The sequence below is a fragment of the Solirubrobacter ginsenosidimutans genome, assembly GCF_027587205.1.
The window spans coordinates 74773-89119 of the sequence record NZ_JAPDOD010000038.1; the positions used below are offsets into that span (position 1 = coordinate 74773).

Here is a 14347-nt window from a genome sequence, read left to right on the forward strand (position 1 = left end):
CTAACCGGGTGGGATCTTCAGATACCCCAGTGAGAAGTTCACGATTTCCTTCCACGCGGGCGCGGCGACCTGGCCGCCGTAGATGTCGCCGTTGGGCTCGTCGACCATCACCGAGACCAGCAGCTTCGGCGCCTTGGCGGGCGCGAAGCCGACGAAGGACGCCACGTACTTGTCCTTGGAGTAGGTGCCGTTGACCGGCTTCTCCGCGGTGCCGGTCTTGCCCGCGAGGTCGTAGCCCTCGATCGCGGCGCCGGAGGCGGTGCCGCCCGGGCCGAGGACGCCCTCGAGCATCGTCCGCAGCGAGGCCGCCGTCGCGGCGGAGATGACGCGGTGGCCGGCCGGCTCCTTGGTCTTCTTGCCCCCGACCGAGGCGACGATGTGGGGCGGGCGCAGGATGCCGCCGTTGGCGATCGCGGCGTAGCCCGCGGCCATCTGCATCGGCGTGACCGCGATGCCCTGGCCGATCGGCAGGTTGCCCATCGTCGCGCCCGAGTAGTCCTTGAGCGGGAGGACGATGCCCTGCTGCTCGCCCGGGAGATCGACGCCGGTCGGCTTGCCGAAGCCCCACTTGTGGATCCATGCGTCGAAGGCCGTCGTCCCGACCTGCTTAGCGATCAGCACCGCGCCGATGTTCGAGGACACCTTGAGGATGTCGCTGACCGACTTCGTCTCGTAGCCGTGCGCCTCGGCGTCCTTGATCGTGCGGTCGGCCACCTGGAGCTCCGGCGGGAGGTCGAACGTCGTGTCGGGCGTGACCTTGCCGTCCTCGAGCGCCGCGGCGACGGTGAAGGCCTTAAACGTCGAGCCGGGCTCGTAGGTGGCCCCGATCGCGCGGTTCTGGCGCGCGTACTCCGGGGCCTCCTCGAGCGCGTTGGCGTTCACCAGCGGCCAGTTCGCGAGCGCGAGGATCGCGCCGGAGTTGGGATCCATGACGATCGCGGTCGCGCCCTTGGGCTTCCACTTGGCGCCGACCTCCTTGAGCACGTCTTCCGCGCTCTCCTGGATGTTCGCGTCGAGGGTCAGACGGACGTTGTGGCCAGGCCGGACCGGCTTGGTGTCGCGCATCTCGATCGGCTGGCCCATCGCGTCCTTGACCACCCGCCGCACGCCGCCGGTGCCGGTGAGCTTCTTGTCGAGCGAGTACTCGAGCCCGCCGAGCCCCTGATCGTCGGTTCCGGTGCTGCCGAGCAGCTGCGCCGCGCTGTAGTCGTGCGGGTACTCGCGCTTGTAGCGCGGGATGAACGTCAGACCGGGGAGCTTGAGCTTCTGGATCTGGTCGGCGTTGGCCGCCGCGACGCCGCGGCCGACGTAGACGAAGTTGGTGCGCTTGGCGAGCTTGCCCAGGAGCACGGCCTCGGGCTGCCCGATCAGCGGGGCGAGCTGGGCCGCCGCCTTGGTCACGTCCGGCATCAGGTACGTGGACGCGGCGATGTCATAGGCCGGTTCGGACACGGCGAGGTCGTTGCCGTTGATGTCGCTGATCGTTCCCCGGCGCGCGGGGATCTGGATGTCCGCCTCCTGCTGCGTCACGGCGGCCCGCTTGAGCGGGCCGGCCTTGACGACGCCGAGCCAGGCGGCCTTGGTGGCACCGATCGCGAGCGCGAGCAGGAAGACCGCGAAGAGCAGGCCGATGCGACGCTCTACGAGCTGCACTCGCTATCCCTGTGGAGCCGTCGCCCCGCCCGTGCCGGGAACGGTCGTCACCGGGGGAGCGGTCGGCACGGCGGTCACGACGGGCGTGGGTGTGGCGATGGGGGTCGCGACCGGGGTGGCGACGGGCGGCACGGTCGACTGGGTGGCCGCCGGCGGGGTCGCCGTGGCTTGGGGCGTGGTCGTGCCCGTGGCGCCGGTCGCGCCGGTGGTCGGGGTCGCGCCGGTGGCGCCCCCGGTGAGCGAGGCGGCCAGCGCCGCGGCGGCCGAGCCGGGAGCCGCGAGGACGCCGGGGATCATGCCGTGGTTGGCCTCAACCGCCTTCGCCAGCGCGCTCGGCGGCTTGTAGCGCCGGGCGGCGCGGGCCGGGTCGGTGTCCGGGCGCGCCGTCAGGTAGCGAGTCTGACCCGCGGGCGGGTCGATCATCTGCCCCTGCGCCGCGCCGTTGGTGACGCGGTCGCTGGAGGTCAACTGGGCGATCGACGTCTGCAGCGCCATGTTCTGCTGCTCGAGCGTGCCCTGCGTCTGCACCGCGCGCGAGATGCCCGAGTTCAGCCGCAGCAGCGAGACCTGCATCGCGACGATCCCGCCCAGCAGGATCCCGATCAGCCAGATGCACGCGCGCCCGCGTAGGAGGCGGTCGACGACGCGATGGTCGGGGACGCGGGAGAGCTTCTCGAACGCGCTCGTCCGGCCCCGCGGGATCGCCACGGCCGGCGCCAGGCGGCGCGACGGGCCGGAGACCCGGCGCGGATGGATGGGTGCGGTGCGGCTGGCTACGCGTGCGTGCTCGGGCATGCTTTAGCGCTCCTCCCTGAGCTTGCGGACGGCCCGGAGGCGAGCCGACTTCGATCGTGGGTTCGCGGCGATCTCGCCCGGGGTGGGCACGATCGAGCGACGGTGCACGAGCTCCGCCTCGGGCGTGTTTCCGCACACGCACACGGGCAGGTCGGGCGGGCAGAGGCAGCCACGCGCCTTCTCGGCGAAGAAGCGCTTGACGCGGCGGTCCTCGAGCGACTGGAAGGTCAGCGCGCCGATGCGGCCGCCGATCTTCGTGACGCTCCAGCTGAGCGGGAGCGCCTCGTCGAGCTGCTCGAGCTCGCCGTTGACGGCGATCCGGATCGCCTGGAACGTGCGCTTGGCCGGGTGGCCGCCGGCGAAACGGGCGGGCGCCGGGATGGCGGCGGAGATCGCGTCGTTGAGCTCGAAGGTGGTCTCGAGCTCCTTCTTGGCGCGGCGACGGACGATCTCGCCCGCGATCCGGTCCGCGAAGCGCTCCTCGCCGTACTCGCGCAGCGCGCGGGTGATGCGGCGCCGGTCCCAGGTGTTGACGATCTCGAACGCCGTCAGCTCCTGGTCGGGGTCCATGCGCATGTCCAGCGGCGCGTCGTAGGCGTAGGCGAACCCGCGCTCGCGGGTGTCGACCTGCATCGAGCTCATGCCCAGATCCATGTAGACGAGGTCGGCGCGGACGCCCTCCTCGATCAGCTGTGCAAGGCCGCTGACGAAGTCGGCGCGGATGAAGCGGGTGTCGCAGGCGACCTCGGCCGCGAGCTGCGCGAAGGCGGCCTCGGCGGTCGGGTCGCGATCGATCGCGATCAGCGTTCCGGTCGGGCCGATCCGCTCGGCGACGAGCCGTGCGTGGCCGCCGGCGCCCAGCGTGCAGTCGACGGCGATCTGGCCGGCACGCGGGTCCAGCGCCTCGATCAGCTCACCGGCGAGGACCGGGACGTGCGTCTGGGGCATGTCAAGTAGTGTGGCCAAGGGACTCGGTTAGATCAGAGGCTCGCGCCGTGAGGTCGGATTCGTAGCCCTCCCAGGTGGAGCGGTCCCAGAGCTCGAGGCAGTCGCCGACGCCGGTGATCACGACCTCGCGGCCGATCCCGGCGTGCTCCAGGAACTTCGGCGTCAGCATCACGCGGCCGGCGGAATCCAGCTCCGTCTCCAACGCGTTGCCATACAGGAGCCGCCGCAGCTCCCGCCCCTGCTGTGAAAGCGGATTGCGCACCTGCGAGAGGGCTTGCTCCGCCATGTCCGTATAGGTCTGTGACGGATACAGCGAGATGCAGTTGTCCATCGCCCTCGAAAGAAACACGCCCTTGCTGAGCTCCGCCCGGAACTTCGACGGGATGGTCAGCCGATTCTTGGCGTCGAGGTTGTGGTCGAAGGTGCCGGTGAAGGCCAAGGCGCATGTCAGATCGCGAAGCGGAAGGGGAGGTCAGTCGATCCCGGGTGGCGGAGTGGGAGGAGCCCCGCCACCCGGGAACGGCTTCGCAAGAGTCAAAGTACCCCACTTCGTCCCACTCTGCAACACAGAACCCGCATCGCGCCCCACTTTGGCTCATCCGGTTGCTGGCGGTCGGCGAAAAGTGGCCCGTTTGCGGGAGTTTTGTTGTGGGACGGATTTCGTGCAGATCGACCGGCGTTTTGCACGGCGAGATGCAGCCGGCGCGTTTGCAGCGTCTGTTGCGGCTTTGACGGTGTTCTTCGCCCTCGTGGGGGGCGAAGTGGGAGGAAATGGCGTCAGCGTGTCGTGAGCGCCGGCACGAGCGCCGCGGCCACGAGCAGCAGCACCGCGGGGACGAGCAGCAGCGCCACCACGAGCTGGATCTTGGGCGCGGCCTTGGCCGCTTGCTCGCTGCGCTTGGCGGCGCGTTTGGAGCGTGCCTGGAGCGCCTGGGCTTGCAGGGTGGTGGAAAGTGGGGCGCCGTGGCGCTCCGCTCGTTTGAGCGCGGCGACGAGAGACGCGGCCGGCGGCGCGCGCTGCTCGAGGCGGTCGAGGGCGTGGGTGGCCGGCTCCCCCATGTCCGCCAGGTCGGCGGCGCGCTTGAGCTCGTGGGCGAGCAGCCCCGGGTGGCGCCGGCCCACCTCGGCGAGCGCGCGGCGCGGCGCGAGGCCCGCCGCGACGGCGACGCGGAGCAGGTCGAGCACGTCGGGCAGCTCGGCGTCCATTACGCGGGCGCGCGAGTGGGCGCGGCGGCGGATCGCGTACTCGGGCGCGAGATAGCCCGCGATCGGCGCCGTGGCGAGCAGGGCGAGCCCGAGCCGGCCGGGCGCGACGCTCGCGACCGGAAGCGTGGCGAGCGTCGTGACCACGGCGAGGCCCGCCTGGAGGGCGACGATCTCGCTGGTGGGACGGTCGATGCCCGCGGCGGCGGCTCTCGCCGAGAGTCCACCGGAGGGCTTGAACCCGAGCATCGCGCCGAGGCGGGTGAGGAGCTTGAGCGCGGCGCCGCGGTGGCGCCGCCGCGGGCGTCGCGCCTCGATCAGGTCCGTGAGCGCCGCGGCGGCGGCGAGGCCGGCGAGGGCGGCGAGAACGACGCTCACGCGGGCGCTCCGGCCGGGTGCCGCCGCGCGCGCGGCAGCCGGCGTCGCGGTTGTGGCAGCGCGGTCCCACTCGCCGTCGTCACCGGATCACGTTCCGGGCGAGGCGGCGCACCGACGCGAGGGCGATCAACTGGAGTACGACGGCGAACCCGGTCAGCCATGCCGACACCGGGTTGCCGAACAGGCCGGCGATCAGGCCGGGTTGCGCGAGCTCGGCGAGGAGCGCGGCGCCGACCGGCAGCACGAGCACGATCCGCGCCGTGAACCGGGCCTGCGCGGTGACGGCGATCGCGTCCCGGTCCTGCCGCGCGGCCGTTTCCAACGCGAGGGCGAGGTCTCTCAACAGCGCGGGCAGGTCGCCGCCCGCGTCGCGCTGGAGCAGGATGCCGGCGACCATCGCGTCCCAGGCGGGTGAGGCGGCGCGGCGCCGGAGCTTCTCGAGCACGGCTTCCGTCCCGGTGCCGAGCCGGATCGCTCGCGCCGCCGAGTCGAGCTCGTGGCCGGCGGCTCCGGGGACGCTCGAGGCGATGATCCCGAGCGCGCCGCGCACGGCGTGCCCGGCGCTGAGCGCGTCGGCGAACGCGCGTGCGACGACCGGCGCGGAGGCCGCGAGTGCGGCGCGGAAGCGTCGCCTGCGCGCGCGCACGAGCGCGGTCGCGGTCACCGGGCCGGCGACGCCGGCAAGCAGCGCGAACGGCACCCCGCCGACGAGCCATCCCGCCGCCGCGAGCGCCGCGGCGGCGAGGATCGCCAGGCGCCGCCGCTCACTGGTCGTCGGCGACACGCCTTCGCGTCCGGCGCGGATCACGGGCGCGACCGTGCGGGTGAGCGCCGCGACGACGCGCGTGCGCTCCACGGCGGCGAGCAACTCCCAGACCCCGGCGACCGCGGCCGCCGCCGCTCCGAACGCGAGCATCACCGCCACGAGTGGTCACTTCTCCCCGCTGGACGGGGCAAAGTGACCACATCGCGCGGCCGAGTGGTCGCTGAGGCACCCGTGGGGTGCTTGAGGGACCACGCCGGCCGAACGCACGCCGGGCGCCACGAGCCGCCCGCGCGCGCCACACCCGCGGCGCCACGAGCCGGCGTGGGCGACGCCCACGCGCGCCGCCGCGACGGTCACGCCGCGGCCTCCAGCCGCGCCGCCAGCTCGTCGCCGAGCGCGGAGGCCCAGTGCGGGGTGCCGTCTCGCCACGTGTAGAGCTCCCGCGCGCCCGGGCCCGCGGCGACGCGGACGACTTCGGAGACCGCGGTGACGCGGCGCGAGCCGTCGGCGCAGCGTGCCTGGCAGACCACGAGGTCGAAGGCGTCGGCGATCTGCTCGCGGATCGCGGCGTGCGGCAGGCCCACGTCGGACATCAGCGCGAGCACCTCGACGCGACGCAGGGCCTCGGCGGGCGAGCCCGCGTGGACGGTGCACAAGGAACCATCGTGGCCGGTCGACAGCGCTGTGAGCATGTCCAGCGCTTCCGCGCCGCGGACCTCGCCCACGATGATCCGGTCCGGTCGCATCCGCAGCGCGTTGCGCACCAGGCGCCGGATCGTGACCTCGCCGCGGCCCTCCAAGTTCGGCGGGCGCGCCTCGAGCCGCACCACGTGGGGCTGGCGGAGCCGCAGCTCGGCCGCGTCCTCGATCGTGACCACCCGCTCGTCATCGCCCACGAACGAGGAGAGCGCGTTCAACGTGGTCGTCTTGCCGGAGCCGGTGCCACCGCAGACGAGGATCGTGGCCCGGGCGCGGACCGCGCGGCCGAGGAAGTCCAGCAGCGGGCGGGTCAGCGTGCCGTTCTCGACCAGGTCCGCGGGCGCGAACCCGCGCCGGCGAAAGCGGCGGATCGTCAGCGCGGGGCCGTCCAGCGCCAGGGGCGGGAGCACGACGTTGACCCGCGAGCCGTCCGGCAGACGGGCATCGCACAGCGGCTCCGCCTCGTCCACCCGCCGCCCCAGCGGCGCGAGGATGCGCTCGATCGCGTCGCGCAGGTCGGCCTCACGCTCGAAGCGCACCCCCGTCGCCTCCAGCCGCCCGCGCCGCTCCACCCACACCGGCGCGACGCCGGAGACCATGATCTCGTCGACCGTCGGGTCGCTCAGCAGTGGCTCCAAAGGCCCGAGACCGAACGCCCGCTCGGCGATCCGCGCGACGAGATCCGCGCGCCGGTCCTCACTGAGCACGCCGGCCTCGCGATCCACGAGCGCGCGAATGCGCCCGGGCAGGTCTCCCTCGTCCCCCGAACCCGCGCCCGCCAGCAGGCGCTCCCGCAGGTCGGTGGCGAGGGTGTCGAGCAGGTCCATGCCCTACATAGGCGCGCGCGTCAGGACTTCGCCCCCAGCAGTTCGTCGCTGAGCGACCGCAGCCGCGCGCGGGCATCGGCGTCATACGCCTGGTCCTGCGCTCGCGCGTCCTGCAAGCCATTGAAGTAGCGACCGCTGACGTCGGTCCGACGGACCAGCGCGAGCGTCGCCTCCAGGCCCTGCTCCAGCGAGGACAGCGGGCTGATCCCGGCGTCGACGACCATCTTGGTCGGCATGAACGTCGCCGGATGCAGGGCGTTGGCGGTCGCTCCCGCCTCCGCGAGGTCGACGACGTGCATGATCTGGGCGAGCTTGCTCTGGCAATACGCGCGGTCGCCGCTGTAGCCGCGGGTGAGCATCGGGTCGTCGAAGTCGATCGGCGCCTGGCCGGCGCTGGAGACGTTGACGACGTGCGGCGGTCGCACCTCGCGCGCGAGCAGGTAGCCGGCCAGGTAGTTGACCTGGAAGCGCAGCTCGAGGCCGTCCTCGCTCTCCTCGCGGTGGTCGCCGAACCCGATCCCGGCGTTGTTGACGAGGATGTCGATCGGCGGGAGCGCTTCGGTCAGCGCGCGCACGTCATCCAGGCGCGCGAAATCGGCGAGGAAGAGCTGCGAGGCGCCGGTCGAGGCCAGCGCGTCCTCGCCACGGCGCGGGTCGCGGCCGTGGATCAGCACGGTGTCACCCGCCTGCACCAGTTCTCCAGCAAGGGCGCGGCCAAGGCCGTCGGTCGCGCCGGTCACGAGCACGGTCGTCATAGGCTGGCAAGCATGATCGATCCCGAGCGCGTCGCGCGTGACCTCTTCGGGCTGGACGGCGCGGCCACGGCGCTGCCCGGCGAGCACGACCACAACTTCCGTCTGGAGACGGACAACGCGCGCTACGTGCTCAAGCTCCACGCGCCGCGCCCCGATCTCGCGCTCGAGGACGCGGTCCTGCAGCACCTGCGCGACGAGCCCGCCGTCCCCCGGCTCGCCGGGACCGGTGCCGACAACGGCCACACGGTTCGGCTGCTGAGCTGGCTCGACGGGCGTCCGTGGGCCGACCAAGGCGGCGACCTCGCCAGCTTGGGCCGCGTCGTCGCGCGGGTGGACCGCGCGCTGCGTGACTTCACCCACCCCGACATGGAGCGCCCGCACCGGTGGGACCTGCGCCGCGCGGCGGACTTCGGGATCGCCCTGCCGCCGCTCGACGGCCTCCCCCACCAGGTCATCCACAACGACGCCAACGAGCACAACGTCCTCGTGGACGACGAGGGCGTCGTGATCGGGTTGATCGACTTCGGCGACGTGGTCTTCTCCCCCCGCGTCTGCGGGCTCGCGGTCGCGGGCGCCTACGCGATGCAGGGCCAGAAGGACCCGGCGCGGGCGGTCGTGCCTGTCGTGCGCGGCTACCACGAGGTCTCGCCGCTGCGCGAGGACGAGCTCGCGGTGCTGTTCGGGCTGATGCGAGCGCGGCTGGAGATGAGCGTCGCGATGGCCGCCCAGCAACACGCGGCGGCCCCTGACAACGACTACCTGCTGATCTCGCAGGCGGGTGTGCGCGAGGTCTTGGAGCGCCTCGAAGGCGAGGACGCGACGCTGGCGCACTTCCGCTTCAGGGATGCCTGCGGATATGAGGCGAGCCCGAACTCACGGGCCGTGCGGGCACGGCTCGCCCGCGAGCGTGCGTATCCCGTCATGGAGGGCGACCTGGCCGGGGCGCCGCTGCTGGACCTCGGCAACGGGATGCCGCCGGTCCACGGGCTGGCGATCGGCCGCTACGACGAGGAGCGCTCGATCTATACCGCGCCCGAGTTCCAGACCCCCGACGGGCGCTGGCGGACGCGGCACATGGCGGTCGACATCTTCGCCCCCGCCGGCACGCCCGTCTTCGCCCCCTTCGACGGCGTCGTCGAGGTGCGTGAGAACCGCAATCGCCAGGGTGACTACGGCGGGCTGCTCGTGCTCAAGCACGACGGCTTCTGGACGCTGCACGGGCATCTCGACCCCGAGACGCTCGCGCGCGGCGAGGTGCGCGCCGGCGAGGAGATCGCCCGGCTCGGCGCGGCCGAGGTCAACGGCGGGTGGGAGCCGCACCTGCACCTGCAGCTCTTCACCGATCTCGTGAGCGACCTGCCAGGCGTGGCGCTGAGCGACGAGGCCGACGTCTGGCGCAGCATCTGCCCCGATCCCAACCTGCTGCTCGGCCTCCCGGGCGGGACCGCGGCGCGGCCGCCGCGCACCGACATCGCCGCCCGGCGCCCCGTCGTGATGAGCCAGGCGCTCTCGCTGGCCTACGACGAGCCGCTGCACATCGTCCGCGGTGCGGGCGCGTATCTCTATGACGCGAGCGGCCGCGAGTACCTCGACCTCGTCAACAACGTCGCCCACGTCGGCCACTGCCACCCGCGCGTGGTCGAGGCGGGTGCGCGGCAGATGGCGCAGCTGAACACGAACACCCGCTACCTGCACGGGTCGGTGATCGACTACGCCCGGCGGCTCGCGGCGACGCTCCCCGACCCCTTGCACGTCTGCTTCTTCGTGAACTCCGGCTCGGAGGCCAATGACCTAGCGCTGCGCCTCGCCGCGGCGCACACGGGGCGCGACGAGGTGATCGTGCTCGATCACGCCTACCACGGGAACCTGCGCTCGCAGATCGCGTTGAGTCCGTACAAGTTCAACGGGCGTGGCGGAGAAGGACGGCCGGCGAGCACGCGGGTCGCCGCGCTGCCGACCGAGGCGGGCGCGCTGGAGTCGCTGACGGCCCAGATCGAGGAGCCCGCGGCGTTCTATGCCGAGTCGGTGCAAGGCTGCGGCGGGCAGATCGTCTATCCGCCGGGGTATCTCAGCAGCGCGTTCGCGGCCGTGCGCGAGGCGGGCGGGGTGTGCGTCGCCGACGAGGTGCAGGTCGGCTTCGGGCGCGTCGGGGAGCATTTCTGGGGCTTCGAGCTCGATGGCGCCGTGCCGGACATCGTCACGCTCGGCAAGCCGATCGGCAACGGCCACCCGCTCGGCGCGGTGGTCACGACGCCGGAGATCGCGGCCTCGTTCGTGACCGGGATGGAGTACTTCAACACGTTCGGCGGCAACCCGGTCTCCGCGGAGATCGGGCTCGCGGTGCTCGACGTGATCGCGGACGAGCGGCTCCAGGCGAACGCGCTGGCGATGGGGGCGCGGCTGGTCGATGGGCTGCGGGCGTTCGACTTCGCCGACGTGCGCGGGCGCGGGCTGTTCCTGGGCGTCCAGCTCGACAGCCGCGAAGAGGCCAAACGGATCAAGGAAGCGCTCAAGGCGCGCGGCGTCCTGATCTCGACCGACGGCCCCCTCGACGACGTGCTCAAGATCAAGCCGCCGCTCGTGCTCTCCGCCGCCGATTGCGACCGCTGCCTGGAGGCGCTGTGGGACGCGCGCTAGTCACCGGCGCGGGCAGCGCGGACGGGATCGGGTACGCGACGGCGCGGTTGCTCGCCGAACGCGGTCACGAGGTCACGATCACGTCGACGACCGCGCGCATCCACGATCGCGCCGCCGAGCTGGGTGTGACGGGCGTGGTCGCCGATCTCACGTCGATGGAAGACGCCTCGCGGCTGGTCGAGGCGGCGGGGCCGGTGAACGTGCTCGTCAACAACGCGGGCATGGTGCAGACGGGCGTCGCATCCCCGGATCGCCTGTTCAGCGAGCTGACCGAGGACGAGTGGCTGCGCGGGATCGACATCAACCTGCACACCACGTTCCGTCTGTGCCGGCTGGTGGCGCCGGCGCTGGGCGCGGGCGGGCGGATCGTCAACGTGTCCTCGGTCACGGGGCCCCACGTCGCGCTGCTGTATTCCGCCGCCTACGGGGCGGCGAAGGCGGGCGTTGACGGGCTCACCCGCGCCCTGGCTTTGGAGCTGGGACCGCGCGGCGTGACGGTGAATTCCGTCGCGCCCGGGTGGATCGCCACCGGCTCCTCGACCGAAGAAGAGCTGCGGGCGGGCGCGAACACTCCTGTTGGGCGGCCGGGGACGCCGGACGAGATCGCCGAGGTGATCGCGTTCCTCGCCTCGCCGGGCGCCTCGTACGTGACCGGCCAGTCGCTCGTCGTCGACGGCGGGAACACGCTGCAAGAGCTCAAGCTATAAGCGAACGAGGACGTCGGCCGTGTGGGCGGTGGCGGCGACGATCTGCGCGTTGCGCTCGTCGCTGCGCATGACCCACGCGCGCGCGTACTCGGGGGTCTTGCCGAACTGGATGTGGCGCTGGATGAGTCGCTGGACCCGCAGCTCCTCGTCGGTCTCGACGTACCAGGCCTCGTCGAGCAACGGCCGGATCGCGTCCCAGCCGTGGTCGCCCACCAGCAGGTAGTTGCCCTCGGTGACGACGAGCGGGACCTGGCGTGGCACGGCGATCGCGCCCGCGATCGGCTCCTCGATCTCACGCCGGAACTCGGGCGCGTAGACGACGGGTTCATCGCCCCGCAGGCGGGTGAGCAGCGCGGCGTACCCGGCGACGTCGAACGTGTCCGGCGCGCCCATCCTGTCCCGCCGCCCGAGGCGCACGAGCTCGGACTGCGCGAGGTGGAAGCCGTCCATCGGCACGAGCCGCGCGAGCTCCCCCAGCTCCGCGACCACCTGCCGCGCCGCCGTCGACTTCCCGCCCCCGGGCGGGCCGGCGATGCCGAGAATCCGCCGTCCGCCCTGTGCCGCGAGCTCGCGAGCGCGCGCGATGAGGGTGTCGGCGTCCTCGATGACCATCGCGGGACAGTAGCGTCACAGCCCGTCGTCGACGGCGAGGGCGCCGATCTTGCGCCGGTCACCGGGCGCGCGGGTGAGCAGGCGGACGTCGCGCGCGAAGGACTGCGCGGCGGCGAGGTAGACGGCCTGCGCCGCGGTGACGCGCAGCGTCGCGTCGACGCGGCCCTTCTCGGCGTCCTCAGCCTGCGCGGGCGCTCTGGCGGCGAGCACTTCAACGTCTTCGAGCGCGACCCGCGTCGCCCCGCTCGTGCGGTCGCGCCGCTCGGTGGTGACGAGCACGTCCACGTGCGCCCCGGCGACGACCGCCTGCGGGGAGCCGGTGGCGACCACGTCCACGGCGCGCTGCCCACGCGCGATCGCCGACTCCGGCGCCTGCGGGCGCTGCTGGAGCAGCTCGGCGGACACGGCGCCGCCGTTGGGCACCGCGACGGCGAGCTTGTGCCCGGCGAGCGCGGCCGCGAACACCGGCTCGCCTGGCGGGGCGTAGCGCGCGGGCAGCGTCCGGACCCCGAGGTCGGAGAGCTCGAGCGTATGACCCGCCGCCAGGTCGTCGCGCGCCACCACGACGTCCGCCACCGGCCCGAGCTGCGCGCGGAGCGCCGCCTCGCGCCGGGCCATGTGCGTCGCCGACAACGTCCCGAGCAGCAACGCCAATCCGAGCAGCACGGCCGCGCGCCGCCGCCGGGTCACGCGACGACCGGGTCGTTGGCCGCGGGCATCTCGAGCATCAACCGCGCACCGGCGTCCGACGGGGCGGCGTGCAGGCGACCGCCATGGTGCTCGGCGATCGCGGCGGCGATCGCCAGGCCGTGACCGCGCCGCCCCCGCCTCGTACGCGCCGACGCCGTCAGGGCCGTGACGCTCATCGGCAGCCCGGGACCGTCGTCGGCCACCTCGATCCGCACGTGCGCCCCGCCGGCGCGGATCCGCACCTGCACCACCCCACCCCCGTGCTCGGCGGCGTTGCCGATGAGGTTCGCGCACGCCTGCGCGATCCGGAGCGGGTCGGCGAAGACCGTCGTGGCGGCTGCGCGAGACGCGCGGGTGGAGAGCGCGGGCGGTGCGTGCGCGCTGCGCGGCGAGGTCGCGGGCGTCGTCGGCGCGCCGGACCTCGCCGGCGGCGCGGGCGCCGTGCGGCGGCGCGGCCACGCCGCCGTGAGCTCCGCCGGGTCGACCCGGGTCAGGATCAGCGGCGGCTCCACCCGCAATTCGGCGCCGTACCCCGACGCCAGCGCACGCCACGCCGGAGCGTAGGACTCGACCAGCTCGGTCAGGTCGACGAGCTCGCGGCTCGTCTCGGCGCGGGCGCCGGACGGCGCGGCGGTGAGGTCGTCCAGCGCACGCCCGGCGCGTTGGAGCTCGAGCTCGATCGCGGCCACCCGCGCGGGCTCGCCGCCCAGGCCGTGGAGGCCGAGCTGCATCGCGAACAGGGGGCCGCGGAGCTCGTGGGCGGCGCGCGCGACCAGGACGAGCCGGCGGTGCGCGCGCAGGTAGAACGCGATGAACGCGAGCGTCAGCAGCCAGCTCGACCCGATGAAGATCACGCCGCCTCGCTCTCGGCCGGGCCGTCGAGGAGGCTGTAGCCGACGCCCCAGACGTTGACGACGAACTGGTCGCCGTGCCTGCGGAGCTTCTGGCGCAGGCGACACGCGTGGGAGTCCAGCGTGCGGGTCGAGCCGTGGGTGCGAAACCCCCACACGTCGCGCAACAGCTCCTCCTTCGTAAACACGCGGGTGGGGGCCGAGGCGAGCGTCCGCAGCAACGCGTACTCCTTGGCCGCCAGCGCGACCTTGCGCCCGCGCAGCGTCGTCACGCGCGCCGCGGGGTCGATCTCCAGCTCTCCCACCCGCAGCAGCCCGCGATGCACGCGGGCCTGGGTGCGCCGGAGCACCGCCGCGATCCGCAGCTTCAGCTCACCGTAGGCGAAGGGCTTGACCACGTAGTCATCGAGCCCGCGCTCGAAGCCGCGCACGCGGTCCAGCTCGCTGCCTGAGCCCGAGAGCATCATCAGCGGCAGCGACGGGTCCAGCCGTGAGCTGACGCCGTCCGCCGCCCGGACCCGGCGGACGAGCTCGAGCCCGGAGCCATCGGGGAGCTTGAGGTCCACGATCGCGAGATCGGGGCGCTGGGTCTCGAGTTCGCGCATCGCGTCTTCGAGCGTCGCGGCGACGAGCAGCTCGTAGCCGTCGGCGGTGAGGTTGTCGGCCAGGAACGTCCGGATGACCGGGTCGTCCTCGACGAGTAGGAGCGTTTCGGCTTCGGTCATACCCCCGTGTAGGGGCGGACCGGGAAGTTTCGCCCCGGCTAGCTTTCCGGCGATGAGTCAAGATCGCGGTGAGCGCAGCGGCGCTTGCCGCGGTCGGTGAT

General features: G+C 73.0%; 14 protein-coding genes. 2 read left to right on the plus strand and 12 right to left on the minus strand.

Features of this window, described 5'->3' with window-relative positions:
* The 8 genes from OM076_RS31475 to OM076_RS31510 all read right to left on the minus strand — a co-directional run bounded on the left by OM076_RS31475 (position 1) and on the right by OM076_RS31510 (position 8024).
* Complete coding sequence (locus tag OM076_RS31475; protein ID WP_270044104.1) at positions 1-1653, minus strand: peptidoglycan D,D-transpeptidase FtsI family protein; 1653 nt, start codon at positions 1651-1653, stop codon at positions 1-3.
* A 3-nt stretch (positions 1654-1656) separates the two neighbouring features.
* On the minus strand, positions 1657-2448 hold the full coding sequence (locus OM076_RS31480) for a hypothetical protein (RefSeq protein ID WP_270044105.1): 792 nt from the start codon (positions 2446-2448) through the stop codon (positions 1657-1659).
* A 3-nt stretch (positions 2449-2451) separates the two neighbouring features.
* The gene (rsmH, locus tag OM076_RS31485) at positions 2452-3396 is read right to left on the minus strand and encodes a 16S rRNA (cytosine(1402)-N(4))-methyltransferase RsmH (protein WP_270044106.1); all 945 of its coding nucleotides are present in this window, start codon (positions 3394-3396) and stop codon (positions 2452-2454) included.
* A gap of 1 nt (position 3397) precedes the next feature.
* A complete protein-coding gene (gene mraZ / locus OM076_RS31490; RefSeq protein WP_270044107.1) occupies positions 3398-3835 on the minus strand; it encodes a division/cell wall cluster transcriptional repressor MraZ in 438 nt (145 codons plus the stop codon).
* Between the two features lie 338 nt (positions 3836-4173).
* Positions 4174-4977 carry a type II secretion system F family protein gene (locus OM076_RS46420; protein WP_270044108.1) on the minus strand — a complete coding sequence of 268 codons (804 nt, stop codon included), beginning with the start codon at positions 4975-4977 and terminating at the stop codon, positions 4174-4176.
* Between the two features lie 79 nt (positions 4978-5056).
* Positions 5057-5893 carry a type II secretion system F family protein gene (locus OM076_RS31500; RefSeq protein ID WP_270044120.1) on the minus strand — a complete coding sequence of 279 codons (837 nt, stop codon included), beginning with the start codon at positions 5891-5893 and terminating at the stop codon, positions 5057-5059.
* 203 nt (positions 5894-6096) lie between these two features.
* On the minus strand, positions 6097-7269 hold the full coding sequence (locus OM076_RS31505; RefSeq protein ID WP_270044109.1) for a TadA family conjugal transfer-associated ATPase: 1173 nt from the start codon (positions 7267-7269) through the stop codon (positions 6097-6099).
* A 20-nt stretch (positions 7270-7289) separates the two neighbouring features.
* Positions 7290-8024 carry an SDR family NAD(P)-dependent oxidoreductase gene (locus OM076_RS31510; protein WP_270044110.1) on the minus strand — a complete coding sequence of 245 codons (735 nt, stop codon included), beginning with the start codon at positions 8022-8024 and terminating at the stop codon, positions 7290-7292.
* A gap of 12 nt (positions 8025-8036) precedes the next feature.
* Between OM076_RS31510 and OM076_RS31515 the strand changes: the two genes are divergently transcribed.
* Entirely contained in the window at positions 8037-10661 is a 2625-nt protein-coding gene (locus OM076_RS31515) for an aminotransferase class III-fold pyridoxal phosphate-dependent enzyme (protein WP_270044111.1), read from the plus strand.
* A complete protein-coding gene (locus OM076_RS31520) occupies positions 10646-11368 on the plus strand; it encodes an SDR family NAD(P)-dependent oxidoreductase (RefSeq protein WP_270044112.1) in 723 nt (240 codons plus the stop codon). The genes OM076_RS31515 and OM076_RS31520 overlap by 16 nt, the downstream gene beginning before the upstream one ends.
* Here OM076_RS31520 and OM076_RS31525 read toward each other — a convergent pair.
* From OM076_RS31525 to OM076_RS31540, 4 genes are read right to left on the minus strand one after another with little or no spacing between them, the layout of a single operon-like run.
* A complete protein-coding gene (locus OM076_RS31525; protein ID WP_270044113.1) occupies positions 11363-11980 on the minus strand; it encodes a nucleoside/nucleotide kinase family protein in 618 nt (205 codons plus the stop codon). The two genes, OM076_RS31520 and OM076_RS31525, sit on opposite strands and share 6 nt — an antisense overlap.
* A gap of 15 nt (positions 11981-11995) precedes the next feature.
* Complete coding sequence (locus OM076_RS31530) at positions 11996-12670, minus strand: RcpC/CpaB family pilus assembly protein (RefSeq protein WP_270044115.1); 675 nt, start codon at positions 12668-12670, stop codon at positions 11996-11998.
* Entirely contained in the window at positions 12667-13524 is an 858-nt protein-coding gene (locus tag OM076_RS31535; RefSeq protein ID WP_270044116.1) for an ATP-binding protein, read from the minus strand. Before OM076_RS31535 ends, OM076_RS31530 begins: the two co-directional genes overlap by 4 nt.
* Positions 13521-14246: a response regulator transcription factor gene (locus OM076_RS31540; RefSeq protein ID WP_270044118.1), complete on the minus strand. Its 726-nt coding sequence runs from the start codon at positions 14244-14246 to the stop codon at positions 13521-13523. The genes OM076_RS31535 and OM076_RS31540 overlap by 4 nt, the downstream gene beginning before the upstream one ends.
* Positions 14247-14347: the final 101 nt, after the last annotated feature.